This is a genomic window from Thauera linaloolentis 47Lol = DSM 12138 (genome assembly GCF_000310205.1).
GTDB lineage: Bacteria > Pseudomonadota > Gammaproteobacteria > Burkholderiales > Rhodocyclaceae > Thauera > Thauera linaloolentis.
In genome coordinates this window covers 1-22,692 of record NZ_AMXE01000039.1, presented here as the reverse complement: position 1 = coordinate 22,692, position 22,692 = coordinate 1, and the positions used below count along the sequence as shown (strand labels likewise).

Here is a 22,692-nt window from a genome sequence, read left to right as displayed (position 1 = left end):
GCCTATCCGGCGGGACGGGACGCCGCCCCCGCCCCCAGGCGCCGGAACGCCGCGCGCGCCTCGTCGCTGCGCACCCGCGTCATGAAGTGCCACATCTCGTCGTCCATGATCTGCTGCGTCTGCCGCGCACCGGGCGCCTTGAGCAAATGCTTGGCCAGGCGCAGCGACGCCTGCGGCAGGTCGGCCAGCGTGCGGGCGCGCTCATGCGCACGCGGCATCAGCTCGGCCTCGCCGCACACCTCATTCACCAGCCCGAACCGCCAGGCGGTGTGCGCATCGAAGCTCTCGCCGAAAAACAGCAGTTCGGCGGCGCGCGCATGGCCGATGCGCTGCGGCAGCAAGCTCGACGAACCGAATTCCGGACAAATGCCCAGCGGCACGAAAGGCAGGCGGAAACGCGCCGACTCGGCCGCGTAGACCAGATCGCAGTGCAGCAGCAACGTGGTGCCGACCCCGATGGCATTACCCGCGACGGCCGCTACCAGCGGCTTGCCGACCGCCGCAATGGTGCGCATGAAGGCCCACACCGGACTGTCCAGCGACAGCGTGCGCGGATCGAAAAAATCGTCGAGGTCGTTGCCGGCGCTGAAAACCTGTGCCTGCCCGCACAACAGCATCACGCGCACCGCCGGATCGGCGTCGCCCTGTTCGAGCGCCGCATGCAGCGCTGCATACATGGCGAAGTCGAGCGCATTGCGCTTGTGCGGCCGGCGGATCTCGATGCGCATCACGCCGTCTGCCCGCGCGGTGAAAATGTGCTCGCTCATCGCGCCCTTCCGCTGCCGTGAGGCGAGCACCACCCCGGCACAGGCCGGGCGCCGCGCGTGGCTCGCCATGCCGGCATTCGTCTTGCGGGACTGTTCATGCCTTGCCCCCTCAGCGCACCGTGGCGGAAGCCGCCAGCGGCAACGCCGCGACCACCGCCTCCGGATCGGCCCTGCAGATCGCATCGTCGGGCACGCCCTCGCCGCCGGCGCCGAACACCCGCGCCACCATCGCCACCGCGCCGCGCACGTGCTCGCCATGTTCGGTCTCGACCCAATACCCCAGGGCCACCGCCTCGCCGGCCAGCACCATGCCCAAGGCCACCCGCAACGCCGGCCGCCGCAGCCAGCCGCGCAGCCGCTCGCTGAGCGACGGCCCGCCCGCCCGCGCGTCATCGAAGTCATCCGCCGCCGCCAGGCCAAAGAACCGCTTCAAGCGCCGCCAGCCCTCGAAGATCTGCCCGACGATCATCACCGCAAAAATACAGCACCCCATGCCATCCTCCATCTGCGCCCCCCAATGCGCCAGCCAGCCGCGTGGGGTTGTTTGCGGAACTATAGGGGATGGATGGGGTGGGGACTTGTGTTAAGTGGCTGGCGGAAGGGGAAGAACCCGGCGCTTTTTTCCTAGGCGCATCCGTGTCAGTGCGTCGATCGACACAGCGTTCTATCACGGCCGGTTGTCGTCGCGATCCTGGCTCGCCTTTCCGAGTCAGCCGGACTACCCCCTACCCGATCGGCCTCGCCGCATCCGGCCAGTAGCGCTGCCGCAGCATGCGCTTGAGCAGTTTGCCGCTGGGGTTGCGGGGCAGTTCGGGCATGAAATCGATGGATTTGGGGCATTTGTAGTGGGCCAGCCGCTCGCGGGTGAAGGCCAGCAACTCGGCCTCGCTGGCCTGCGCGCCATCGCGCAGCACCACGCAGGCCTTCACCGATTCGCCCCAGACCGGGTCGGGCACGCCGATGACCGCGACTTCGGCCACCGCCGGGTGGCGGGCAACGGTATTTTCGACTTCGGCGGGGTAGATGTTCTCGCCGCCGGAAATCACCATGTCCTTGACACGGTCGTGGATGTACAGGTAGCCGCCGCGCAGGTAGCCGGCGTCGCCGGTGCGGTACCAGCCGCCGAAGCCGTCGGCATCGCGGCCGAGCGGAAAGGCCTCGCGGGTGGCGTCGTCGTTGCGGAAGTACCCTTTCATCAGGGTGCGGGTCCGCACCCACACTTCGCCGACCACGCCTTCGGGCTGCTCGGCAAAGGTGTCCAGGTCGACGATGCGCAATTCCACCCCGGCGATGGGCTTACCTGCCGAACGCAGCAGGTCGGCTCGCTCCGGCGAGGGGTTGTGGTCTTGCGCCGACAGCACGGTGAGGGTGCCAGACACTTCGGTGGCGCCATAGACTTGCACCATGTCGCAGCCGAAGGCCTGCATGACCTCGGTGAGCAGTTGCTCGCCGATCGGCGAGCCGCCGTAGCCGATGGTGCGCAGCGAGGACAGGTCGGCGCTGCCGATGGCCGGGCTGTGCAGCAGGAACTGCATCATCGCCGGCACCAGGAAGGCACAGCGCACACGGTGTTCGGCAATGGCCTGCAGCACGCGTTCGGGGTCGAACTCGGGATAGGCCACGGTCATGGCGCCTTCGAACACCGTCCATAGCGCGTTGACGGTGCCGGAGACGTGGAAGGTCGGCAGCACGTTGAGTTGCACGATGTCCTGCCCCTGGCCGAACAGGATGCGCAGGTAGCCGCACATTTCCAGCAGCCCGAAGTGCGTCAGCTCCACCCCCTTGGGCAGGCCGGTGGTGCCGGAAGAGCACAACTGCAGCACCGTGTCGGTCGGCCGGGCCGGGCCGGCGGGGTCGGTGGCGGGGAAGCCGGCGCGGAAGGCCGACAGGGCATCGATGCGGGTGGGGGATGCTGCGGCATCGGCTTGGGCGGAAGCGCCGGGCGGGGCGGATGCATCGGGCGCCTCGGCGGCGTCGATCACCAGGATGCGGCGCACGTCGGGCATGGCGATCTGCGCCAGCGTCGGCAGCATGAAGGCATCGCTCAGCAGCACGCGTGCTTCGCCGTGGTTGATGACGTATTCCAGCTCGCCGGCGGCCAGCCGCCAGTTGTAGGGGGCACACACCGCGCCGAGCTTGGCGCAGGCCAGCAGCAGGCAGATGCATTCGGCGGTGTGGCGCGTGAGGCAGCCGACGCGGTCGCCGGGGCCCACGCCGAGCGCGGCGAGACCATTGGCGAGGCGGTTCGATTCAGCATCGAGGTCGGCGTAGCGCCAGGTGCGCGCGGGGGTCACGAACGCGGGGGCGTCGCCCCGCTCGCGGGCCCGCGAGCGGATCAACGCACTCAGGGTTTGCGTTTGCACGTCTGTCTCCTCGGTGGCCGGCACTGCGCCGGTCCTCCATTACTTGTTTTTTGTCTGGCATCGAAACACAGCAGGGCTGCAAGCACCGGCCATTTGCCGCACCCCGCTGCCGGATGCGACGGCCACTGTAACGCCTGCCGCAGCGGCGGCAAGGCCGTGGCGCCGTGCCGATTCGGCACGGCGCCAGCGTCGCGCGCGCGCCCCTGTGCGACGCACCGAGGGGGCGCGCGACACCGTATTTTTTACCCGGCGCCGGTGGCATGGTCTGCGCCGCCGCCGCAGGCCTCCGGGCTGCCGGACCTAGCCGGGCCGTGTGGGCAGGGGCTAGGCCTGAACCGCCGGGCGGTACTTCTTCAGTTCCAGCTTGCCGATCTGGTTGCGGTGCACTTCGTCCGGGCCGTCGGCGATGCGCAGCAGGCGCGCCCAGGCGTAGGCGGCGGCCAGCGGCACGTCGTTGGTGACACCGGCGCCACCGTGGGCCTGGATGGCCCAGTCGATGACCTTGGCGGCCATGTTGGGGGCGGCCACCTTGATCATGGCGATTTCGGCACGGGCGGCCTTGTTGCCGACGGTGTCCATCATGTAGGCCGCTTTCAGCGTGAGCAGCCGCGCCTGTTCGATGAGGATGCGCGCTTCGGCGATGCGCTCCAGCGTGACGCCTTGCTCGGCGATGGGTTTGCCGAACGCGACCCGCCGCTGTGTGCGTCGGCACATCAGCTCCAGCGCCCGTTCGGCCAGGCCGATCTGGCGCATGCTGTGGTGGATGCGGCCCGGCCCGAGGCGGCCCTGGGCGATCTCGAAGCCGCGCCCGTCGCCCAGCAGCATGTTGCCGGCCGGCACTCGCACCTGCTCGAAGCGCACTTCGGCCACACGGTCGAGCGTATCGAAGCCGAACACCGGCAGGGGGCGCACCACGGTGACGCCCAGGGTTTCCAGCGGCACCAGGATCATCGACTGTTGTTTGTGGCGATCCGGGTGGTTCGGGTCGGTCTTGCCCATGAGGATGAAGATCTTGCAGCGCGGGTCGGTCGCGCCGGAAGAAAACCACTTGTGGGCGTCGATGACGTATTCGTCGCCGTCGCGGCGGATCGATGCCTGGATGTTGGTGGCGTCCGACGAGGCCACCGCCGGCTCGGTCATGGCGAAGCACGATCGGATGCGCCCTTCCAGCAGCGGCACCAGCCACTGCGCTTTCTGCGCCTCGCTGCCGTAGCGCGCCAGCACTTCCATGTTGCCGGTGTCCGGCGCGGAACAGTTGAATACTTCGGCGGCGAAGGTGATCCGCCCCATCATCTCGCACAGCGGCGCGTATTCCAGATTGCTCAGCCCGGCGCCGTACGCCGAATCCGGCAGGAACAGATTCCACAGCCCGGCCTCGCGTGCCTTGGCCTTGAAACCTTCGATCAGGGGCGAGAACCGCCACGGGCCGCCCTGTTCCAGCTCGGCCAGCACCGCCTGTTCGTTGGGGTACAGGTATTCGTCCATGAAGGCGCCCAAGCGGCGCTGCAAGGCGATGACCTTCTCGGAATAGGCGAAATCCATGGCATCTCCGTCTGACTGTCGGTAAAGAAAACGGCACAACGAGGTGAATATCGACGAATGCCGCTTAAAATCTTATATAAGCATTCATTGCCGCCGATCGCACCGGCTCCAGCTCCAGCTTAAAACCCGCCATGACGCCGGTCTTGCGCCTAGTGGCTGCCGGCCGGCCCCTTGGCGGGAAGCGGCTCACGCCACCTCGAACAGCCCGGCCGCGCCCATGCCGCCGCCGACGCACATCGAGATCACCACGTAGCGCACGCCGCGCCGCTTGCCTTCGATGAGCGCGTGGCCGACCTGGCGCGCGCCGGTCATGCCGTAGGGATGGCCAATGGAAATGCCACCCCCATTGACGTTGTAGCGCTCGGGGTCGATGCCGAGAAAATCGCGGCAATACAGCGCCTGGCAGGCGAAGGCTTCGTTGAGCTCCCACAGGCCGATGTCGTCCACCGTGAGGCCGTGCCGGCGCAGCAGCCGGGGGATGGCATAGATCGGGCCGATGCCCATTTCCTCCGGCGCGCAGCCGGCCACCGCCATGCCCCGGTACAGGCCCAGCGGCGCCAGCCCACGGCGCTCGGCCAGGCTGCGCTCCATCAGCACGCAGGCGGAGGCGCCGTCCGACAACTGGCTGGCGTTGCCGGCGGTGACGGTGCCGCCGTCGAGCACCGGCTTCAGTTCGGCCAGCGAGTCCGGCGTGGTGTCGGGGCGGTTGCCTTCGTCGCGCGCCAGCGTCACCGGACGATAGGAGACCGCCTGGGTGATCTTGTCGGTCACCGCCATCACGGTGTCGATGGGCACGATCTCGGCATCGAAACGGCCGTCGCGCTGCGCTTGCGCGGTGCGCTGCTGCGATTGCAGCGCATAGGCATCCTGCGCCGCGCGCGAGAGGCCGTATTTCGCCGCCACGTGTTCGGCGGTCTGCAGCATCGGCATGTAGGCGTGGGCGACGCGCGCGATGACGCGCGGGTCGGTTTCGGCCGCCACCCATTCCAGGTAGCGGTTCTGCACCGCCGAGATGTTCTCGTGGCCGGCGGCCACCACCACGTCCATGCCATCCACCATGATCTGCTTGGCGGCGGTGGCCACCGCCATCAGCCCGGAAGAGCATTGGCGATCGAGGGTCTGGCCGGCCACGCTGACTGGCAGGCCGGCGGCGAGGCCGGCGGTGCGTGCCAGGTTCATGCCGGCGGTGCCGGCGCTGAGGACGCTGCCGAGCACGATGTCCTCGATCTCGCCACCGTCGAGGCCGGCGCGGTCCACCGCATGGCGCAGGGCGTGGCCCAGCAGGGTTGGCGACTTGATGTTGTTCAGCGCGCCGCGGAAGGCACGGCCGATCGGGGTTCGTGCGGTGGACACGATGACTGCTTCACGCATGGTTCAGACTCCAGAGTGCGGGGCGGCGGGGTTCAGGCGCCGCGAAAATCGGCCAGGCGGCCGCCGTGTTCGGCCAGGCGCGCCAGCAGCGCCGAGCGGTCCCAGTAGCCGTGGGGGTTGCCGCGCTGGCGCGCGTAATGTTCGAGGCGGCGCACGATGTGCGCGGCGCCGAGGCGGTCGGCCATGTGCATGGGCCCGCCGCGGTGGTCGGGGAAGCCGTAGCCGCAGGTCCACACCACGTCGATGTCGCCGGGGCGGTAGGCAATGCCTTCTTCGAGAATGCGTGCACCTTCGTTGATGAGCGGATACAGGCAGCGTTCGATGATTTCGTCGTCGCCGATGTCGTCGCGCTGCGCGATGCCGTGCTCGGCGGCCAGCGCGCGGCAGATGTCGGCCACCTCGGGGTCGGGCAGCGGCGTGCGGCCGTCGTAGCGGTAGTAGCCGGCACCGGTTTTCTGGCCGAAGCGGCCGAGCGCGAACATGCGCTGCACCGCCGCGCGGTAGCTGGGGTCCGGCGGCAGGCCGCCGGCCTTGAGGTGTTCGATGACCACCTTGGCGGCCACGTCGAGCCCAGCCATGTCGAGCATGCGGCACGGCCCCATCGGCAGGCCGAGCGACTGGATGGCGGCGTCGATGCGCGCCGGGCTGGCGCCTTCGAGCAGCAGGAATTCGGATTCGCGCAGATAGCTTTCGAGCATGCGGTTGCCGATGAAGCCGTAGCACACGCCGGACACCACCGCGACCTTGCCGATGGTGCGCGCCAACCGCACGACCGTGGCCAGCACCTCGGGGGCGGTGTGGGCACCGCGCACCACTTCGAGCAGGCGCATGACGTTGGCCGGGCTGAAGAAATGCATGCCGACGAAATCGCCGGCGCGGCCGCTGGCGCGCGCCAGCGCGTCCATGTCCAGCGTCGAGGTGTTGGTGGCGATGATCGCGCCCGGCCGGCACACCTCGCCCAGCTGCGCGCACACCTGCAGCTTGAGCGCCATGTTCTCGAACACGGCCTCGATGACCAGGTCGCAGTCGCCCAGGTCGGCCAGCGCCAGCGTGCCGTGGAGGCAGGCCATGCGGCGTTCGACCTCGGCGACATCGAGCTTGCCGCGCGCGGCGCTGGCCTGGTAGTTGCGGCGCACGATGTCCAGGCCGCGCGCCAGCGCCTCGGCGCTGGTATCGACGAGCACCACCGGAATGCCGGCGTTGGCGAAGTTCATGGCGATGCCGCCGCCCATGGTGCCGGCACCGACCACGCCGACGCGGCGAATCGGGCGCAAGGCCACGTCGGCCGGCAGGCCGGGCAGCTTGGCCGCCTCGCGTTCAGCGAAGAACAACGCGCGCATGGCCTGCGACTGCGGCGCGCGCAGGCAGGCCTGGAAGGCCTGGGTTTCGACCGCCAGACCGGCGGCGAAACCTTGCGTGCAGCCGGCCTCCACGGCATCGACGATGCGCGGCAAGGCCGGGTACACCGCCGCCCGCGCCGCCAGCGCGGTACGGCGCCGGGCGAAGAAGTCCGCGACCTCCGTAGCCGCGGCCGCGGCCTCGTTCCCGGCCCCAGCCCCGGCCGTGACCATGACCGGGCGCTCGGCACTGCGGCGTGGGCCGGCGCCCTGCGCCAGCAGGTTTTCGGCATAGGCCAGCGCGGCCGTGCGCGGGTCGCCGTCGGTCACCGCATCGATCAGCCCCAGCCGCAGCGCCTCGTCGGTGCCGATCGGCTGGCCGTCCAGCATCATCTCCAGCGCCCGCCCGGCGCCCACCAGGCGCGGCAGGCGCTGCGTGCCGCCGGCACCGGGCAGCAGCCCGAGGCGCACTTCCGGCTGCCCCAGCCGCGTGCCGGCCTGCGCCACGCGGTAGTGGCAGGCCATGGCGATTTCCAGCCCGCCGCCGAGCACGCTGCCGTGCAGCGCCGCCACGACGGGCAGCGCCAGCCCTTCCAGCCGTGCCAACGTGTCGAGCAAATGGGTGATGTCGTAGTCCGGGTCGTCGAACTCGGCGATATCGCCGCCGGCGACGAAAGTGCGCCCCGCCGCATACACCACCACCGCCGCCAATCCCCCGGCGGCGGTCCCTCCCGGAACCGCCTCGGCGGCCAACCGATCGACCGCCGTGCGCAACCCGGTACGCACCGGCCCGGCGAGTGCATTCACCGGCGGATGGTCGATACGGATCAGGCCGATACGGCCTGCCCGCTCCAGGGTCACACTGTCGTTCATCGCATCACGCATCCGCTTGCCCTCTTCATCCACAATCGCCTTGTCGTTCATCGTTTCGCCGCGTTCCGGCACGCCTGCCTGTGCGGAACGCGGTGCCTCCGTGTCATCCAAACCACGCATCGCGCATCTCGTACGCCACGGTGTCGCCGTCGCCCAGCAGCCGGCACAGCGGCACGATGGCCGGCAGTTCCCAGGCCAGATACCAGCGCGCCGCCTGCAGCTTGCCGCGATAGAAATGGGCTTCGCTTGCGCCCTCGCGTTCATCCTCAGCCCCGGCGCCGTCACCGCCGTCGGCCCCCGCTCCCAGGTCGGCCAGCCGCCGCACCGCGATGCATGCCTGGCGCAGCCACAGCCAGCCCATCACCACGCGGCCGAAGACATCCAGATAAGCCGTGGCATTGGCCAGCGCGCGGTCGATATCGGCCGCCTGGGCCGCCAGCAGTGCCGTGGAGGTGTCGTCGAGCAGGCGCCAGTGGGTTTCCAGCGCCACCGCCAACGGCGCCAGCACCGCCTCGGCGCGCGCGGCGGCGACGGTTGCGGCCACTTCGGCGCGCAGGTGGCCGAAACCGGCGCCACCGTGCTGGCGCAGCTTGCGGCCGAGCAGGTCGAGGCCGTGGATGCCCTCCGTGCCTTCGTGGATGGCGTTGATGCGTTGGTCGCGCAGCAACTGCTCGACCGGGTGCTCGCGGGTGTAGCCGGCGCCGCCGAGCACCTGGATGGCCAGGTCGTTGGCGGCGAAGCCATATTTGGCCGGCCAGGACTTGACCACGGGGGTGAGCAGGTCCAGCAGTTCGCCGGCGCGCTGCCGCGCCGCCGCCTCGGGGTGGGTACGCTCATCCTCGAAAAGCGCGCTGGCATACAGGCACAGCGCCAGGCCGCCTTCGGCATAGGCTTTCTGCGCCAGCAGCATGCGCCGCACGTCGGCATGCGCGGTCAGCGCCACTTGCGGCGACAGCGGCTGCTTGTGCGACGCCGGGCGGCCTTGCTTGCGGCTGCGGGCGTAGTCGAGCGCATAGCGGTAGCCGCGCAGCGCGGTGGCGGCGGCATTCAGGCCGACGCCGATGCGGGCCTCGTTCATCATCTGGAACATGCACGCCAGCCCCCGCCCGGCCGCACCGACCAGATAACCCACCGCGCCGCCGGCCTCGCCGAAGTTGAGCACCGTGGTGACCGAATTGCGCTGTCCCATCTTGTGCAGCAGGCCGGCCAGCGCCACGTCGTTGCGGCGGGCGGAACGCGCGGCGGGGGTGCCGGCCGCCTCGACATCGATATCACCGTCCCCATCGCCCGGCAGCCATTTCGGCACCAGGAACAGTGAAATGCCGCGTGCACCGGCCGGCGCGCCGGCAATGCGGGCCAGCACCATGTGCACGATGTTGGCACTCAGTTCGTGCTCGCCGCCGGAGATGAACATCTTCTGCCCGAACAGGCGGTAGCTGCCGTCCGGCTGCGGCTCGGCACGGGTGCGGATGTCGCCGAGCGCGGAGCCCTGATCCGGCTCGGTGAGCGCCATCGTGCCGGCGCATTCGCCGTCCATCAGCGGCCCGAGGTAGCGCGCTTTCTGCGCCTCGCTGCCAAAGGCGCGCAGCAGGTTGATCACCCCCAGCGTGAGAAACGGATACGCGGTGGCCGGCCCGTTGGCCACCATCAGGTGCGCCATGGCGGCGCGCAGCACGATCTCGGGCAGTTGCAGGCCGCCCTCGGCCTCGTCGCAGTGGGCCTTGAGGAAACCGCTGGCGCGCAGCGTGTCCCAGGCCACCTGGGTTTCCGGAATCAGATGCACCCGCTCGCCGTCGAAGTGCGGCTCCTCGACATCCCCCTTGCGGTAGTAGGGCGCGAACTGCGCGGCGGCGATACGGGCGAACAAGTCGATGGCCGTGTCGAACACCTCGCGCGAATGCTCGCGGTAGCGCGGGCGCCCCGGCAGCGCGGCGGTGTCGAGCAATTCGTAGAGCAGAAAATCCAGCTCGCGGCGGTCCAGCAGTCCGGCCATGGCGTTCTCCCGAGATAAGGTGGCGCGCCAGAGCAGGCGGCGCCGATGGCAGACACCTTAGCCAAGCGGGCGGCCGGGGGCTTGCGTCAATTGGTCGTGTCGGGCGTTGAGGGCGTGGGTCGATCGGGGGGGTCGGCGCCTGGCTACAGCAACCCATTACGTCCGCCCCCCAACGGGCGGCACGCTACCCGGCGTGACCGATGCGCTCGACCTGGCGCCAGCCGGCTTCGGCGACGACGCGGGCGCGCGCGCCGGTGGTCTGCGCATGCTGGCTGGACGCAGTGCCATCGACTGCGCGCGCCATGATGCCCTGCAGGATCGCCGCCAGCCGGAACAGGTTGTAGGCCAGATAGAAGCGCCAGGCCTCGGGCTCGACGACGCGGCCGGTGCGCTGGCAGTAGCGCGCCAGATAGTCTTCCGCCGACGGAATGCCGAGGGCGGGCAGGTCGAAACCCACCAGCCCGCGAAACTCGTCCGGCCGCAGATACCACGGCAGCATGTGATAGGAGAAATCCGCCAGCGGATGGCCGAGGGTGGACAACTCCCAGTCCAGCACCGCGATCAGGCGCGGGGCGTCGGCGGCGAAGATGAGATTGTCGAGGCGGAAATCGCCGTGCACGATGGCGGTTTCCTCGCCCGGCGGAATATGCGCCGGCAGCCACGCGATCAGCCGTTCCATGGCATCGATGCGCTCGGTTTCGGAGGCGCGGTACTGGCGGCTCCAGCGCGCGATCTGGCGCTCGAAGTAGTTGCCCGGCTTGCCGTAGTCGGCCAACCCCACCGCCTGCGGGTCGACACGGTGCAGGGCGGCAATGACGCGGTTCATCTCGTCATACACCGCGCCGCGCTCGGCCACGCCGAAGCCGGGCAGGTCGCCCTCCCACAGCACCCGGCCAGCCACGTATTCCATCACGTAGAAGGGCGTGCCAATCACGCCGTCGTCCTCGCACAGGCAGTAGGTACGCGCCACCGGCACCGCGCTGTCGCGCAGCGCGGTGATGACGCGGTATTCACGGTCCACCGCGTGCGCTGACGGCAACAGCTTGCCCGGCGGCTTGCGGCGCAACACATAGCGCGCGTCACCGGCACTGAGCAGGAAGGTAGGGTTGGATTGGCCGCCCTTGAACTGCTCCACCGTCAGGGGGCCGTCGAAGCCGGCGATGTGCCCGCGCAGATAGGCCGCCAGCCGCTCGACCTCGAAAGCCTGTTTTTGCTGCATCGGCATCGTGCCGACAAAGTCGTTCCGCATGTTCGCGCTCCGCGTCAATGGTTCGCAGGGAGGTGGGTTGCCGGGCCGATGGCTCAATGGGCCAGGAAGCCGCCATCCACCGTGAGGCAGGCGCCGGTGGTGTAGCTCGACGCGGCGGAGGCCAGATACAGCACCGCGCCCGCCATTTCCGAAGGCTGTGCCACACGCTTGAGCGGCACCCGCGCCAGCATGGCGTCGAGCAAGGCCGGATCGTCCACCAGCGCCGCGGCGAAGCGGGTATCGGTCACGCCGGGCAGCAGCGCGTTGACGCGCACCCCCAGCGGCGCACATTCGGCGGCGAAGGCGCGCGTCATCGTGACCACCGCGCCCTTGGTGATCGAATACACGCCCTGCCCCGGCCCCGGCGCGACGGCATTGATCGAGGCGACATTGACGATGCTGCCGCTACCGTGGCGCGCCATCAGCCTGACGCCCAGCGAGGAACAGAAGAAGAAGCCGCGCACGTTCACGTCCATGGTCTTCTGGAACGCGGCCGGGTCGGTGTCGACGATGGGGCCGAAGTACGGGTTGGTCGCGGCGTTGTTCACCAGGATGTCGAGCCGGCCGTAGTCGGCAGCGACGATTTCGAAGGCGCGCTGGATCTGCTCCACGTCGCCGGTGTGGAATGGCAGGGCGCGCGCCAGCCCGCCTTGCTCGCGGATCGCCTCGGCCACCCGCTCGCAGGCATCCGCCTTGCGGCTGGCCACCAGCACCTGCGCGCCGCTGGCGGCCAGCGTGTGCGCGACTGCTTCGCCGATGCCGCGGCTGGCGCCGGTCACCAAGGCCAGTTTGCCGGTGAGCTCGAACGACGGCGTAGGAAAGATCGATGACATTTTCACTGTCTCCTGAATGCGCGGATTTGCACCGACTCGTGGGGGGTCGCGGAGCGGCATCCGCGGGACAGGCGGACACGCCCTCGGCGCTGCGCTTGGCGGCTCCGGTCTTGACATTCAGGCTATTCGGGGGCGGAACGGGCGTCTTGCGTCTATTGGCTGGTCGGCGTGGCGGCCCCGCCGCTGCCACGTCCGCAGCAGCGGCATGGCAGCGCCCACGCTGACGTCGAAAGTAGGCTCGGCGGCTGCGCCTTTACGCCGCGCTCCCTGCCGGGCTCCACGCCGGAAGCGGCTTCAGCCTTCCGCCTTCACCGTCCACAAATGCGCCGCCACCAGCGCGCGCCACGGTGCGAAGGCTTCGAGCCATTGCCGCGTTTCGGCCTCGCCGACCGGCTCTGCCCTGCCGAGCAGCCGCTGCAGTCCGCGCCGCACGGCGACGTCACCGTGCAGCGAGCCGTCGAGCGAGCCGAAACCGCGCAGCAGAGCGTAGTTGATCGTCCACGGCCCGATGCCGCGAATGGCGAGCAGGCCGGCGCGGATGTCGTCCACCGGCAGTGTTCGCAGCCATTCGTCGAGCGGAAGCCGCCCGTCCGCCACGGCCCGCGCCAGCCCCAGCAGCGCGTCGGCCTTGGCTTGCGAGCAACCCGCGGCGCGCAGCGCGGCGGCGTCGACCTGCAGCAGGCTGGTGGCATCCGGGTAGCAGAGCAAGCCGGACGAATGGCGGCGGCCGACGGCCTGGATCAGCCGGCGGCGCAGCGCCACCGCGGCGCTCAGGCTGATCTGCTGGCCGAGGATGGCCCAGCTGATGGCCTCGAAGGGCGTCGCCGCCTGCGGCACGCGCAGGCCGGCGTTGCGCCGGATCAGCGGCCCCAGTAGCGGGTGGGCGGCATGGGCGCGCTCGAACGCCTCGACCGGCTGCGCCAGCCCGAGCATGTGCCGCGCCAGGCGTTCGAAATCGGCTTGCACGGCATCACCGTATCCGTCCGCCGCGCCGGATGCGCCGTCGATGACGCACTCCGCCCGCACCTGGCTTGGTTCCGTGATGCCGTTCCCGAGCGCTGCGGCCTCGAAGCGGATGGTCACGCAGGCCGCGCGTCCGGCCCAGACGAAAGCCTTGTCCAGCCCCGGCTCCGGACCGGCGTCCTGGATGCGTTCGGCGATCTGCTGCGGGTCGCGGCGGTGGAAGGCGAGCACGTCCGCGGCGCGAAAACCCGCAGGCAGCGGCAGACGGCAGCGCAGCCGGTTCCCCGGCACGCCTTCGGCCGCGGAGCTTGCCCCCGGGCGGCCCGGCGCCGTGCTCATGCCTCTGCCTCCCGCCGGACGATCCGCTGCTGGCGCGCCACGAAGCCGAGCTTGATCTCGCGCGCGCGCAGTTGCCCGCAGCCGGCATCCACGTCCTGCCCGGCCGAGCGCCGCAGCTTGGTCAGGATGCGGTGCTGGTGCAGCCAGCGCGCGATTTCGGCCGCCCTTTCCCAGCTCGGCCGCCGGTAGGCGAGCCCTTCCACGGCATTGAACGGGATCATGTTCATCACCGCGTACTTGCCGGCAAGCAGGCGGACGATGCCTTCGAGTTCCTCGGCGCCGTCATTGACGCCTTCGATCAGCGTCCATTGGTACTGGATGGGATAGCCGGTGGCGCGCGCATAGGCTTCGCCGCGCTCGACCAGTTCTTCCGGCGCCATGCGCGGCGCGCGCGGCAGCAGTTGCGCGCGCAGTTCGGCGCGGGTGGTGTGCAGCGACAGCGCCAGCGCGGGCTTCACCCGAAGCTGCGGCAGGCGTTCGAACACGCGGGCGTCGCCGACCGTGGAGAACACCAGGTTCTTGTGCGGGATCGCGCCGTCGGTGCCGAGCGCCTCGATCGCCTCGACGACGTTGTCGAGGTTGTGGGCCGGCTCTCCCATGCCCATGAACACCACTTTGTGCACCCGGCGCAGGCTGCGCGCCAGCGCCACCTGGGCAACGATTTCGGCACTGCCGAGCTGGCGCAGCAGGCCGTCCTTGCCGGTCATGCAGAACAGGCAGCCCACCGCGCAGCCGACCTGGGTGGACACGCACAGCCCGTCGCGCGGCAGCAGCACGCTCTCCACCGTCTGGCCGTCGGCCAGCTCGACCAGGAGGCGCGACGAGCCGTCCTCGCCCGGATGCTGCGAGCGCAGACGCGCCAGCCCGTCGAGGCCGGCGGCGATGTCCGGCAGGGCCCGGCGCACCGCCAGCGGCAGGAAATCCTGCTGCGGACGCGGCCCGCCGCCGAGCGGCAGGCCTTGCAGCCAGGCCCGCATCAGGCGGTCTTCATGACAGGGTTTTGCGCCCAGCGCCTGCAGGCGGGCGCGAAGGTTTTCGATGCGCATGGGGCCGGCATCGTAGCACCGGCGCACGGCGCCGTCAGCGCTTGACGTACAGGCCCTGCTGCGCCCCGTACCAGGCGGCGAGATCGGCCATGTCCTGCTTCGACAAGGCCTCGACCTGCGCCGCCATGATCGGGTTCTTGCGCCTGCCCGCCTTGTAGTCGAGCAGGGCCTGCAACAGGTAGTCCGGATGCTGGCCGCCGATGCGCGGGAAGGTCGGCAGCGGACTGTTGCCGTCGGCGCCATGACAGGCGGCGCAGACTTCGGATTTTTCCTTGCCGCGCAGCGGGCTGCCGGCCGCCTGCGCCGGTTCGGGCGCGGATGTGGCCGGCAGTGCGCCGTAGTAGGCCGCCAGGTCGGCCATGTCCTGTTCGGACAGGCCGCCGGCGACACCCTGCATGGTGGGGTGGCTGCGCTCGCCCGACTTGTAGACCTGCAGCGCGGCGACGATGTACTCGGGATACTGGCCGCCCAGCTTGGGCACCCGGTACACTTCGGGGAAGGAGGTGCGGTAGCCCTCGATGCCGTGACAGCCGATGCACATGGAGATCTTGCCTTTGGCCGCGTCGGCATCGCCCTCGGCGGCGCCTGCGGACAGCCCTGCCAACACCAGCGCCAGGCCGCAAACCAGATGTCGTCCCTGCATGTCGAACCCTCCGTCGGGGGTGCTGCACAAGCCGTTGTCGACCACGCCCGCCTCGCCCGGCGCCCCGCGCCGGAATGCGCGCCGCCGGGCCAGCGGACGCGCCGCCGGTTTTCCGTAACGCTAGCCTTATAATCGCCAAGAATTAATCAGAGGAATCCCGCATGTCCACGCTGCGCTTCGAAGGTTCGAGCGACTACGTCGCCACGCCCGACCTGATGCTGGCGGTCAATGCCGCCATCCGCCTGCAACGTCCGCTGCTGATCAAGGGCGAGCCCGGCACCGGCAAGACGATGCTGGCCGAGGAGGTTGCCGGCGCGCTCGGGCTGCCGCTGTTGCAGTGGCACATCAAGTCCACCACCAAGGCCCAGCAAGGGCTGTACGAATACGACGCGGTGTCGCGCCTGCGCGATTCCCAGCTCGGTGACGACCGCGTCAAGGACATCGCCAACTACATCGTCAAGGGCGTGCTGTGGCAGGCCTTCGAGGCCGATGAGCCGACCGTGGTGCTGATCGACGAGATCGACAAGGCCGACATCGAGTTTCCCAACGACCTGCTGCGCGAGCTCGACCGCATGGAATTCCATGTGTACGAGACGCGCCAGACCGTGAGCGCGCGCCACCGCCCCATCGTCTTCATCACCTCGAACAACGAAAAGGAACTGCCCGACGCCTTTCTGCGCCGCTGCTTCTTCCACTACATCCGCTTCCCCGACCGCGACACCATGCAGCGCATCGTGGACGTGCACTTCCCGGGCATCCGCAAGCAGTTGCTGAGCGAGGCGCTGGAGGTCTTCTTCGGCCTGCGCGACATTCCAGGGCTAAAGAAGAAACCCTCGACCTCCGAACTGATCGACTGGCTCAAGCTGCTCGTCGCCGAGGACATCTCGCCCGAGGCCCTGCACAGCCAGGACGGCAAGACCGTGGTGCCGCCGCTGCACGGGGCGCTACTCAAGAACGAGCAGGACATGCACCTCTTCGAGCGCCTCGTGACGATGGCGCGCAACAATCGCTGAACGGGCGCACACCGAATGCTGAAGGCCTTTCTCGACTGGCTGCTGGGGCGCCGCCACGGCGCGGCGCGGGCAGGCGCGCGCGCCGCCGACCCGCAGGACTTCGAGCAGCTCAACCGCAATGCGCCGCTGCGCGAAGCAGCGGCGGGCGAAGGCCAGGGCGAGGACGGCGGCGCCATCGCCACCTACCTGTGCCGCGAGGCCGTCCTGGGCCGCGACCAGCGCATCACCGGCTACCAATTCATGCTCCACGAGGGCACGCGCAACCGCATCCGCCACAGCAGCCGGCGGGTGCACCACCTGTATGCCGAGGTGCTGGTGCGCAACCTCGTCAGCGCCGACATCGGCCGGCTGCTGGGCCATCGCGTGGCCTTCATCGACGTCCCCGACTCCTTCCTGTCACACCCCTGCCTGGCCGATCTGCCGGCGCAGAACATCGTGCTCGTCCCCACACCCCATGCCGAAGACAAGGGCCCCCAGATCGAGGTGCTGGGCGAAACGATGGCGCGCCTGCGCCAGGCGGGCTTCCGTTTTGGCCTGCCCGACCCGATGATCATCAGCGAGTTCACACCGCTGCTGCCGCTGGCGGACGCGATCATCCTGCGCGCGCCGACCCTGGACGCCCGCCGCGGCCTTCAGCTCAGCCGCCTGCTCGCCGACGCGGCGCCGCAGGCCCGCCTGCTGGTGCGCGACCTGCCGTCGCTGGAGGACTTCCGCTTCGCCTTCAAGATGGGCGCCAGCCTGTTCCAGGGGCCATTCATCACCAGCCGCGAGGACTGGGCCGAGCGCGACCTCGGCCCCAACACGGCGCGCATCGCGACGCTGATCGGCCGCCTGCGCACCGATGGCGACACGCGCGAGATTTCCGCGCTGCTCAAGCAGGACGGCGCCCTGTCGCTGCGCCTGCTGCGCTACGTCAATTCGGCGGCCAGCACCCACCCTGAGCCGATCGCTTCGATCGAACACGCGCTCGCCATGCTCGGCCACGACCGCCTCTATCGCTGGCTGGTGCTGCTCGCCTGCAGCACCGACGGCAGCAACGGCCGCGCCGCGGCGGCGCTGGAGACCGCACTGGTGCGCGCGCGCATGATGGAGCTGCTGGCCGAAGAGCAGCCACTGGCGCGGCGCGAATCGCTCTTCCTCGTCGGCCTGCTGTCGCTCGCCGACGTGATCATGCAGGTACCGCTCGACAAGGCGCTCGCGCCGCTGGCGCTCGCGCCCGAGGTGACGCTGGCACTGAAAAAGGGCGAAGGCCCGCTCTCTCCCCTGCTCGAACTCGCCATGGCCTGCGAGCGCGGCAACGCCGATCGCGAACACCTGCAGCAGGCCGCCGAACGCTGCGGCGTGACGCCGGACCGGGCTTCCCATTGCCACATACAGGCGCTGCTATGGGCAATGGACATCCAGCAATGAACGGCCTTGCGGCGCGCGGGCGCATTCCGCGGAGGCTACCGCGATGCTGATCGACTTCTTCCTGCATCTCAAGGCGCACAAACTGCCGGTGTCCACGCGCGAGTTCCTGACCCTGCTCGAAGGCCTGCGCAACCATGTCTGCGGGCCGTCGATCGACGACTTCTACGTTTTCTCGCGCGCCTGCCTGGTCAAGGACGAATCGCTCTATGACCGCTTCGACCAGGCTTTCGGGACGTACTTCAAGGGCGTCACCGAAATCCCCGGCCTGGAAGCCGAGCTGCCCGAGGAATGGCTGCGCGCGATGGCGAAGAAGCACCTGACGGCCGAAGAGCTCGCCAAGCTCGAAAAGCTCGGCTGGGACAAGCTGATGGACACGTTCCGCAAGCGCCTGACCGAGCAGAAAGGCCGCCACCAGGGCGGCAACAAGTGGATCGGCACCGGCGGCAGCTCCCCCTTCGGCAACAACGGCACCCACCCCGAGGGCATCCGCATCGGCGGCGACTCGGCGGGCAACCGCAGCGCGGTCAAGGTGTGGGACAAACGCGAATTCCGCAACCTGGACGATTCGGTGGAACTGGGCACGCGCAACATCAAGGTCGCCCTGCGCCGGCTGCGCCGCTTTGCGCGCGAAGGCGCGGCCGAAGAACTCGACCTCGGCGGCACCATCGCCGCCACCGCGCGCAACGCCGGCTGGCTCGACCTGCTGATGCGGCCCGAGCGCCACAACGCGGTGAAGGTGCTGCTGTTCCTCGACGTGGGCGGCTCGATGGACGACCACGTCAAGGTCTGTGAAGAGCTGTTCTCCGCCTGCCGGCTGGAATTCAAGCACCTCGAGTACTTCTATTTCCACAACTGCGTCTATGAAGGCGTGTGGCGCGACAACCGCCGCCGCCACAGCGAACGCACGCCGCTGCCCGACCTCATCCACAAGTACGGCCCGGACTACAAGCTGATCTTCGTCGGCGACGCCACCATGAGCCCCTACGAGATCCTGCATCCGCACGGCTCCATCGAGCACATGAACGCCGAGGCCGGCGCCACCTGGCTGCGGCGCCTGCTCGATGCCTACCCCGCCGCCGCCTGGCTGAATCCCGAGCCGGAACGCTTGTGGGAATACCGCCAGTCGATCGACATCATTCGCCAGATCATGAGGGAACGCATGTACCCGATGACGCTCGACGGGCTCTCGCGCGCGATGCAGGGGCTATCGAAGCGGCAATAGCAGCACCCCCGCACGGGCCACTGCCGCCGTGGCCCTCTGATCGACTCACGACAGGAGCCAGCAATTGAAGAACACTTCATCGAAAGAAACACGCACCGCCCCCGGGATCGGCCTCCCCGCCATCTCGGCCATCTGCCTGCTTTCCATCGGCTGCACGGCGGGCTCCGGACAAGAACCGGCGGCGGTCGGAATGGCGAACCCGGCATCGACGCACTGCATCGACAAGGGCGGAAAGCTCGAGATCCGCAAGGACGCGAACGGCAACGCGGTCGGCATGTGCCATCTGCCGGACGGGAGCGTGATCGAGGAATGGGCGCTCTTCCGCAAGGACCATCCACGCCCGGAGGGCTGATGGGCCGGGCCCCGGAGCAGCCTTGATTTCGTAATATACAAGCGTATATTTCGCGCATCGGCGGGAAATACGGCGCCTATACGCAGCGAGCCATTGCGCCGGCCCGCGTTTTTTTGCAAACCGCTATATACGAATAGATATTACGAATCAGGGGGCGAGGCCGTGAAAAAGAAAGCACTGTACTGTTCGATCGCGATGTGTCTGCCGATGGCGCAGCCTGCCATGGCGCAGACCGAGCCCGGGGAGGAGGACGGCGATCGCGTGTTCATACTGGGGCAAATCACGGTGACGGGGCAGCGCGACGACGGCGGGCAGGCGGTCGCGACCCGCACGATAAGCCGCGCGCAGATGGACGATTTCGGCACGGACGGCCTGCTCGAGGCGATAGACCTGCTGCCCGGCGTCAACGTCTCGCCGGGCAGCGGCTCGCGCAACGAAGGCAACTTCAGGATCCGCGGCTTCGACAGCTGGCGCGTGCCGCTGATGATGGACGGCATCCGCCTCTACCTGCCCTACGACAACCGTATCGACATCGGCCGTTTCCTGACCCCGGACCTGTCGGAGATCCAGGTATCCAAAGGCTATGTCTCGGTCCTGAACGGCCCCGGCGGCATGGGCGGCGCGATCAACCTCGTCACCCGCAAGCCGGTCAAGCCGCTGGAGGCCGAAGGCCGGCTGTCGATGCTGATGGGCGAAGGCGGGCAGCGCAACGGCCTGGCCTACTACGGCAACGTCGGCGGCAAGCAGCAGGACTGGTACTGGCAGGCCAGCTTCGAGCAGCGCGACATCGACCACTGGCGGCTGTCGCGCGACTACGACGCCACCAGCCGCGAAGCCGGCGGCGACCGCGACCGCTCCGACTCGCGCGACAAGCGCCTCAACCTGAAGCTCGGCTACACCCCCAACGGCACCGACGAATACTCCGTCAATTTCGTCCGCCAGGAAGGAACCAAGAGCGCGGTGTTCAGCACCCACCCCAGCAACCGTGATCGCGACTGGGACTGGCCCCAATGGGACGTCTGGAGCCTGTACTGGCTGTCCCACACGCAGTTGTCCGACACCGCCTACCTGAAGACGAAAGCCTTCTACAACCAGTTCGACAACGAACTGATGATGCACAACTTCAACAGCCTCAGCACGTATGACGACACCTCCTACGGCTTCTCGCTGGAAAGCGGAACGACCTACTTCAGCCGCCACACGCTGAAGGCCGCGCTGCATTACCGCAGCGACGAGCACACCGCGTGGGACAAGGAGTACGCGCCGCCGTTCGAGACGCCGAAGCAGGACGCGGAAGAAGAAACCTGGTCCTTCGCCGTCGAGGACACCTTCCACATCACGCCCGCGCTGGACCTGGTCGGCGGCATCGGCTACGACGACCGCAAGACGAAAAAGGTCGAGCAGTTCAGCGCCAGCCAGACGCCCCAGTTCTTCGAATACGACGCCAAGGACGCGTCGGCCTGGAATTACCAGGGCGCGCTCATCTGGCGCTACAGAGACACGGGCAGGCTGGATTTCTCGGTGTCGCGCAGGATCAGCATGCCGACCATGTTCCACCGCTTCAGCTCGCGCTTCGGCGGCGCCACCTCGAACCCCGGGCTGAAGCCGGAGAAGGCGCTGAACTTCGAGCTGGCGCTGTCCGACCGCATCGCGGATGGCTGGTTTGGCGAGATCGCGCTCTTCCACAACGAGATCGACGACCTGATGCAAGGCGTCGACGTCGAATACCCGGCTGGCTCGGGGCGCTTCTACACGCAGAACCAGAACGTCGGCCAGGGCACGTTCAAGGGCATCGAACTGTCGCTCAACGGCTTCGTCACTCCGGCGCTCGAGATCGGCGGCAACTACACCTACACCGACGTCGACATCGAGCTGGACCGGAGCGCGGTCAACAGCACGCTGAGCCGCAACGAGATCCCCCGCCACGCCGGCATGCTGTATGCCAAATGGACGCCGATGCACCGCCTCGCGGTGATGCCCTACATCGAGTCGGCGAGCAGCCGCTGGTCCACCAACACCCTGGCCAACAGCCCGGATGTCAGGACCGGTTCCCATACCCTGGTGAACGTGCAGCTCGCATACCAGGTAACGTCTGCGTTCGACCTTTCCCTGAACGCGCGCAACCTGTTCGACAAGGACTACGCACTGACGCACGGCTATCCGCAGGAAGGACGCAATTTCGTGCTGACCGCCCGTCTCCGCTACTGACGGCAGCGCCGATGGGAGCGGGCAGAAATGCCCGCCCCGCAGCCGGTTCGCCCGTGCGCAGCGCCGCACCCGAGGAAAAGCCATGAAAGCGCCTTTTTCTACCGCATCCGCCCCGAGCACGCCCCCGCTGGCGGCGATCGTTCACCGCCGCGGCGACCAGGCCGACGAACTGCTCGCGCGCTTCGCGCTCGACCTGCGCGACTCGGGCTGGCGCATCCACGGCGTCGTCCAGCGCCATTGCGGCAGCCGCAGGCTCAAGGCCGCCCTGATCGACCTCGATACCGGCCTCCACTTTCCGCTCTTCCACCAGACGGGCCGCTGGTCGCTTGCCTGCAGCCCCGACCCCGGCTGCATCATGGCCGCCAGCGCCACCTTGCGCACGGCGCTCGAGACCAGGAGCGACCTTGCCGTGGCGAACCGCTTCGGCACGCTGGAAGCGGTCGGAAGCGGGCTGGCCGCCGAGATGCTGGCCCTGATCAACGAGGGCCAACCCTTGCTGACCGTGGTCAGCGAAGCCTACCTCGCCGACTGGCGCGACTTCACCGGCGGCCAGGGCGCCGAGCTGCCGCCGAGGCGCGCCGCGCTGGACGACTGGTTCGTCGGCGTCACCCATGCGAGGCATGCATCGTGATGCCGCCAGACGGCCTGCCGATGAAGCGGCGGACCTTCCTCGCGCTGGCGGCCTGCGCCGCCTGGCTGCCGGCAGGCACGACACGGGCGAAGGGGAGCGCGCATGCGCCCGTGCCCGGCCTGTACGTCTTCGGCACGCTGCCGGCGCCGGAGCGCATTCGCCATGTGTTCGCCGCGGGCGCGCCCGCCGCCGTGCTCGTCCATGCCGTCGTGCCCGACAAGCTGCTCGGCTGGCCCTGGGCGCTGTCCGCCGACGCGCTCGCCCTGCTCGCCCCGCAGGCCCGCGCCCTGCCGGTGCTCGGCCGCCTCGCCGGCCGCGGCAGCACCATGCCGCTCGAACGCCTCGTCGCACTCGGGCCGGACATCATCGTCGATGCCGGAACCGTGGATGGCAACTACCTGTCCAGCGCCGAGCGCATTCACCGCCAGACCGGCATTCCCTATGTACTCATCGACGGGCGCCTAGCCGACAGCGCTCGCCAGTTGCGCGACACGGGCCACCTGCTGGGCGCGGGCGAGCGCGGCGAGGCGCTCGCCC

19 protein-coding genes are annotated in these 22,692 nt (G+C 69.0%); 7 read left to right on the top strand and 12 right to left on the bottom strand.

Annotated features, from left to right (window positions below; all coding sequences use genetic code 11):
• Positions 1-2: 2 nt before the first annotated feature.
• The 12 genes from C666_RS11240 to C666_RS20950 form a co-directional block, all read right to left on the bottom strand.
• Complete coding sequence (locus C666_RS11240) at positions 3-767, bottom strand: enoyl-CoA hydratase-related protein (RefSeq protein ID WP_004338602.1); 765 nt, start codon at positions 765-767, stop codon at positions 3-5.
• Between the two features lie 109 nt (positions 768-876).
• Positions 877-1,260 carry a hypothetical protein gene (locus tag C666_RS20175; RefSeq protein ID WP_004338601.1) on the bottom strand — a complete coding sequence of 128 codons (384 nt, stop codon included), beginning with the start codon at positions 1,258-1,260 and terminating at the stop codon, positions 877-879.
• A gap of 232 nt (positions 1,261-1,492) precedes the next feature.
• Positions 1,493-3,130, bottom strand: a complete 1,638-nt coding sequence (locus C666_RS11230) for a long-chain-fatty-acid--CoA ligase (RefSeq protein ID WP_004338600.1) — start codon at positions 3,128-3,130, stop codon at positions 1,493-1,495.
• 324 nt (positions 3,131-3,454) lie between these two features.
• On the bottom strand, positions 3,455-4,672 hold the full coding sequence (locus C666_RS11225) for an acyl-CoA dehydrogenase family protein (protein ID WP_004338599.1): 1,218 nt from the start codon (positions 4,670-4,672) through the stop codon (positions 3,455-3,457).
• Positions 4,673-4,858: 186 nt separating this feature from the next.
• Positions 4,859-6,043 carry an acetyl-CoA C-acyltransferase gene (locus tag C666_RS11220; protein WP_004338598.1) on the bottom strand — a complete coding sequence of 395 codons (1,185 nt, stop codon included), beginning with the start codon at positions 6,041-6,043 and terminating at the stop codon, positions 4,859-4,861.
• A gap of 32 nt (positions 6,044-6,075) precedes the next feature.
• Positions 6,076-8,373: a 3-hydroxyacyl-CoA dehydrogenase NAD-binding domain-containing protein gene (locus C666_RS11215; protein WP_004338597.1), complete on the bottom strand. Its 2,298-nt coding sequence runs from the start codon at positions 8,371-8,373 to the stop codon at positions 6,076-6,078.
• Positions 8,357-10,246, bottom strand: coding sequence for an acyl-CoA dehydrogenase (locus C666_RS11210; protein WP_004338596.1), 1,890 nt, complete (start codon positions 10,244-10,246; stop codon positions 8,357-8,359). Before C666_RS11210 ends, C666_RS11215 begins: the two co-directional genes overlap by 17 nt.
• A gap of 184 nt (positions 10,247-10,430) precedes the next feature.
• Positions 10,431-11,495 (bottom strand): phosphotransferase, encoded by a 1,065-nt coding sequence (locus C666_RS11205; RefSeq protein ID WP_004338595.1) that lies wholly within the window; start codon positions 11,493-11,495, stop codon positions 10,431-10,433.
• A 53-nt stretch (positions 11,496-11,548) separates the two neighbouring features.
• Positions 11,549-12,328: an SDR family oxidoreductase gene (locus C666_RS11200; protein WP_004338594.1), complete on the bottom strand. Its 780-nt coding sequence runs from the start codon at positions 12,326-12,328 to the stop codon at positions 11,549-11,551.
• A gap of 294 nt (positions 12,329-12,622) precedes the next feature.
• Positions 12,623-13,630: a DNA-3-methyladenine glycosylase 2 gene (locus tag C666_RS11195; RefSeq protein ID WP_004338593.1), complete on the bottom strand. Its 1,008-nt coding sequence runs from the start codon at positions 13,628-13,630 to the stop codon at positions 12,623-12,625.
• Positions 13,627-14,676: an RNA methyltransferase gene (locus C666_RS11190; protein ID WP_004338591.1), complete on the bottom strand. Its 1,050-nt coding sequence runs from the start codon at positions 14,674-14,676 to the stop codon at positions 13,627-13,629. The genes C666_RS11195 and C666_RS11190 overlap by 4 nt, the downstream gene beginning before the upstream one ends.
• 34 nt (positions 14,677-14,710) lie before the next feature.
• Positions 14,711-15,319 (bottom strand): c-type cytochrome, encoded by a 609-nt coding sequence (locus C666_RS20950; RefSeq protein WP_004338589.1) that lies wholly within the window; start codon positions 15,317-15,319, stop codon positions 14,711-14,713.
• A 161-nt stretch (positions 15,320-15,480) separates the two neighbouring features.
• Here C666_RS20950 and C666_RS11180 point away from each other — a divergent pair, with 161 nt between their 5' ends.
• The 7 genes from C666_RS11180 to C666_RS11150 all read left to right on the top strand — a co-directional run.
• The gene (locus tag C666_RS11180) at positions 15,481-16,332 is read left to right on the top strand and encodes an AAA family ATPase (RefSeq protein ID WP_004338588.1); all 852 of its coding nucleotides are present in this window, start codon (positions 15,481-15,483) and stop codon (positions 16,330-16,332) included.
• Between the two features lie 15 nt (positions 16,333-16,347).
• On the top strand, positions 16,348-17,742 hold the full coding sequence (locus C666_RS11175; RefSeq protein ID WP_004338585.1) for an EAL and HDOD domain-containing protein: 1,395 nt from the start codon (positions 16,348-16,350) through the stop codon (positions 17,740-17,742).
• Positions 17,743-17,785: 43 nt separating this feature from the next.
• Positions 17,786-18,964 (top strand): vWA domain-containing protein, encoded by a 1,179-nt coding sequence (locus C666_RS11170; RefSeq protein ID WP_004338583.1) that lies wholly within the window; start codon positions 17,786-17,788, stop codon positions 18,962-18,964.
• Positions 18,965-19,028: 64 nt separating this feature from the next.
• On the top strand, positions 19,029-19,316 hold the full coding sequence (locus C666_RS20810; protein WP_004338581.1) for a putative hemolysin: 288 nt from the start codon (positions 19,029-19,031) through the stop codon (positions 19,314-19,316).
• A gap of 162 nt (positions 19,317-19,478) precedes the next feature.
• Positions 19,479-21,524 (top strand): TonB-dependent receptor plug domain-containing protein, encoded by a 2,046-nt coding sequence (locus C666_RS11160; protein WP_028792493.1) that lies wholly within the window; start codon positions 19,479-19,481, stop codon positions 21,522-21,524.
• 82 nt (positions 21,525-21,606) lie between these two features.
• The gene (locus tag C666_RS11155; protein ID WP_004338577.1) at positions 21,607-22,155 is read left to right on the top strand and encodes a DUF2478 domain-containing protein; all 549 of its coding nucleotides are present in this window, start codon (positions 21,607-21,609) and stop codon (positions 22,153-22,155) included.
• Positions 22,152-22,692: TroA family protein (locus C666_RS11150; protein WP_211206744.1), on the top strand; the 541-nt coding region annotated here is incomplete at its 3' end. The genes C666_RS11155 and C666_RS11150, both read left to right, overlap by 4 nt.

Bases quoted from the DNA above. Each gene is read 5' to 3' on its own strand.
- C666_RS11240 (WP_004338602.1), bottom strand. From the start codon at position 767: ATGAGCGAGCACATTTTCACCGCGCGGGCAGACGGCGTGATGCGCATC.
- C666_RS20175 (WP_004338601.1), bottom strand. From the start codon at position 1,260: ATGGGGTGCTGTATTTTTGCGGTGATGATCGTCGGGCAGATCTTCGAG.
- C666_RS11225 (WP_004338599.1), bottom strand. From the start codon at position 4,672: ATGGATTTCGCCTATTCCGAGAAGGTCATCGCCTTGCAGCGCCGCTTG.
- C666_RS11220 (WP_004338598.1), bottom strand. From the start codon at position 6,043: ATGCGTGAAGCAGTCATCGTGTCCACCGCACGAACCCCGATCGGCCGT.
- C666_RS11215 (WP_004338597.1), bottom strand. From the start codon at position 8,373: ATGCGTGGTTTGGATGACACGGAGGCACCGCGTTCCGCACAGGCAGGC.
- C666_RS11210 (WP_004338596.1), bottom strand. From the start codon at position 10,246: ATGGCCGGACTGCTGGACCGCCGCGAGCTGGATTTTCTGCTCTACGAA.
- C666_RS11205 (WP_004338595.1), bottom strand. From the start codon at position 11,495: ATGCGGAACGACTTTGTCGGCACGATGCCGATGCAGCAAAAACAGGCT.
- C666_RS11200 (WP_004338594.1), bottom strand. From the start codon at position 12,328: ATGTCATCGATCTTTCCTACGCCGTCGTTCGAGCTCACCGGCAAACTG.
- C666_RS11195 (WP_004338593.1), bottom strand. From the start codon at position 13,630: ATGAGCACGGCGCCGGGCCGCCCGGGGGCAAGCTCCGCGGCCGAAGGC.
- C666_RS11190 (WP_004338591.1), bottom strand. From the start codon at position 14,676: ATGCGCATCGAAAACCTTCGCGCCCGCCTGCAGGCGCTGGGCGCAAAA.
- C666_RS20950 (WP_004338589.1), bottom strand. From the start codon at position 15,319: ATGCAGGGACGACATCTGGTTTGCGGCCTGGCGCTGGTGTTGGCAGGG.
- C666_RS11180 (WP_004338588.1), top strand. From the start codon at position 15,481: ATGTCCACGCTGCGCTTCGAAGGTTCGAGCGACTACGTCGCCACGCCC.
- C666_RS11175 (WP_004338585.1), top strand. From the start codon at position 16,348: ATGCTGAAGGCCTTTCTCGACTGGCTGCTGGGGCGCCGCCACGGCGCG.
- C666_RS11170 (WP_004338583.1), top strand. From the start codon at position 17,786: ATGCTGATCGACTTCTTCCTGCATCTCAAGGCGCACAAACTGCCGGTG.
- C666_RS11155 (WP_004338577.1), top strand. From the start codon at position 21,607: ATGAAAGCGCCTTTTTCTACCGCATCCGCCCCGAGCACGCCCCCGCTG.